The following is a 3,163-nucleotide window of genomic DNA, read 5'->3' on the forward strand; positions in this document are numbered from 1 at the left end:
TTTAGTGTGACTCCTACACAAGGAAACAAACTGGCAGCCATAACCGTTGAAGTGCAAGGCTGCTCTTTTTCTGTCTTTGAAATATACCGTAAAATATACCGCAATATGACAAGGTGACTGTTCGCAAAAATAGAGTTTGACTCCTATACTAGAACACAAACGGTTGTCTGTACGTCCAGTGTTTACGGTGTTTCTTATTATTTATTTTTCTCTACACCATCCACAAGCACAACAATCGCTTTCTATTTTCTCTATCTTAATTGGCACAGCATATAACCATTGCATACCGCCATCACTATGAAAATAATCATTCTCAAATGCTACGATATAAGATGTAAGATTGTTACCGTCATGATCCATCATTGCTTGTTCGCCGCTCTCGTCATCGACAGCACATCATACGTTTCTATAACCACTTTCTAACATTGCACGCGTCAACTTACTACCTCTTAGCTCCTTATCCATAACACCTCCTAACCGATAGACCATAAAGCTATCTCTTTTAATTTAGCAGAAAGATGTTAGGTTTTATATTAATTTCAGATAAACGGAGGCCTAGCTTATGAGTAAGATTTTTTGGACGATTACCACAATTTAATGATGTGAACTTCTCAACATCTAAATTTAGGGATCGGTGCGCTGTAACAGGATATTATTATCAAGCTGCATGATTAAAATCTCCCAAGTCTTTTCTATGGAAAAGACTGAATGGATCACAATATGCTCAATTTAAAATATGGTAGTGTATATGGGTTTTCCTAGGTGAATGTGAGCAACTTAGGGTTTGGTTAATTCTAACCTGCAGATTAAGACCACCTAGCTAGCTAAATAGCCCTAGTCTACAACAGCTAATCCCTTGCCTTATTATTTACAGGTTTGGGTTTACAATAATTTTCACTGCTGATTCATTGTTGTGAATTAAGGTCTCAAAGCCTTTAGAAATCAAATCATCTAATTTGATACGTTGAGTAATAAAAGGCTCAAGATTAACTAAGCCATCTTCGACCAATTTGATTGTTTCTTGATGATTGTTTACATAGCCGATAGTCCCGCGTATATCGAGTTCCTTCATGACTACGCTATGTACATTTACGGAGGCTGGGTGGCTCCAGATAGAGACAATCACGACCACACCAGTAGGTTTGGTGAGTTCAACCAGCGAGTCCAATACCTTATTGACGCTAGTACATTCAAAGGCCACGTCTACACCTCTATTATCCGTAAGCGTCATGACTTCTTCAGTCAAATCTACTTCAGTCGGATCTAAAATGTAATCGGCGACGCCACTTTCTTTAGCCTTCTCTTTGCGTTTGGCGCTCAGTTCAGTGAGAATTACGGTAATGCCTTTGGCTTTCAAAACTGCAGCCAATAACAATCCAATCGGACCACCACCACCGACCAAAGCAATATCACCTGCTTTAGCACCACTGCGCACAAAAGCATGATAGCCAACGGCTAACGGTTCAATCAAGGCTGCTTGATCTAATGGGATTTTATTAGAGATAGCATGTACCCAGCGGCGCTTGACCGCAATTTTTTCAGACAGACCACCACCGCGACCACCAAGACCGATAAAGTTCATATTTTTTGATAAGTGATAATTCTCACCAGGCGCGGTAGAAACATCATCGGCGATAATATATGGTTCGACCACGACATGCTGACCGACTTCAATATCATCAACGCCCTCACCGATAGCATAAACGACGCCTGAGAATTCATGACCCATAGTGATTGGGGCAGACTCTCCTGAGATAGGGTGAGGATGACCGCAAGGGGGAATAAAAATAGGACCTTCCATAAACTCATGCAGGTCAGTACCACAGATGCCACACCAAGCGACATCGATTCCAACGGTACCTGATTCTACAGTAGGCTCTGGAATATCTTCAATACGAATATCACCTTTGTCATAAAAACGTGCCGCTTTCATATAAATCCCCTTTGATTGTCATTAGAAAAAAATAGTGAAATAAAATAATTTATGATAAAAATCTCTACGGTTTATTCAGCATAGCTCAATTTGCCAATCTCTGCTTTAGTATGTATATCCAAATGAGCCATTTATTTAATTAACCTTATATTGACTAATAAGCTTTGCAAGCCTGAAAATAGTATTAAATCGTGATCGGTGCGCTATACAGGCATCGAACTGCTAGTGTTAGATATGAACTTAATAACTATAAAATCGACAGCATAGCTCATTCTACCAATGGAAGCACCTGAACAGTGTGCGAATATCATTCTGCAAAAATTTGGCAATACTACATCTACATCATAGTAGCTGTGACCTAAGAAAGTATGGTTAATAACGATCAATAGGTATGAACTACTGAGCCTCTTTAGGCTCAGACTTGCTGCTAGCATAAATAAAATAAAGCGCGATTGCCAAACAAACCAAAGCACTGATTCGACTGCCTGAAAGGCTGATGGTCTCATTACCAAGTAAACCAAAATTATCAATTAATACACTCATACTCAGCTGACCAAAAATAACTGCCACCGTTGCCACAGCAGTCCCAATACGCTGGACCGCAACCACCATAATGACAATATAAGGAACACCACACAAAGCGCCAAGTAATTGCCATTTAGGCACATCCATCAAAGTCACAGTATGATTTGGCTCAAAAAAGAAAATAAGCAAAGCGGTCACAACCGCACCCACAGAAAAGGTTAAAAAGGCACTTTTAAACACCCCAACGTTGCTGCCAAGGCGACCATTTAATGCTGCCTGGATACTTAAAGCCGCACCGCCAATTATTGCTAATACAATCATTAAAATAAGCATCATTTAGGTTATCCTTTTGCCATAAAAACAAGTGCGGCAATAATGAAAAATAAAGCGATAATTCGTTTACTGTCTATTTTTCGTTCCATAGTTTCGAACAAACCATAATGATCTATGATTAAACTCTGAAACACTTGCCCAGCCAATATCCCAATCATCGTCAGCGCAATGCCAATAACAGGCGTCACCACGGTTAATACCACCACATAAACAGGCCCTAAAATACCACCAACCAGTAGCAAAGGCGGCTGTGAGAAAAAGGAAGGGCTGTCTCGCGGACTAAAAAACAACATCAAAAAGAATGTCAAAGCAGCGCCAACACCAAAAATGCTCAATGTTGCCCACAGCTCGCCTACCTGACCCCCTAAAGGC

At 40.3% G+C, this 3,163-nt stretch carries 3 protein-coding genes; all 3 read right to left on the reverse strand.

Annotation, left to right across the window (positions count from 1 at the left end; all coding sequences use genetic code 11):
- Positions 1-868: 868 nt before the first annotated feature.
- Positions 869-1,933, reverse strand: a complete 1,065-nt coding sequence (locus tag VLN09_RS08210; RefSeq protein WP_325245435.1) for a 2,3-butanediol dehydrogenase — start codon at positions 1,931-1,933, stop codon at positions 869-871.
- A gap of 396 nt (positions 1,934-2,329) precedes the next feature.
- Positions 2,330-2,791, reverse strand: coding sequence for a DMT family transporter (locus tag VLN09_RS08215; protein WP_325245439.1), 462 nt, complete (start codon positions 2,789-2,791; stop codon positions 2,330-2,332).
- An 8-nt stretch (positions 2,792-2,799) separates the two neighbouring features.
- A partial coding sequence (locus VLN09_RS08220; RefSeq protein ID WP_325245437.1) for a DMT family transporter occupies positions 2,800-3,163 on the reverse strand: 364 nt, incomplete at its 5' end.

Source organism: Psychrobacter sp., assembly GCF_035469765.1.
Taxonomy (GTDB): Bacteria; Pseudomonadota; Gammaproteobacteria; order Pseudomonadales; family Moraxellaceae; genus Psychrobacter.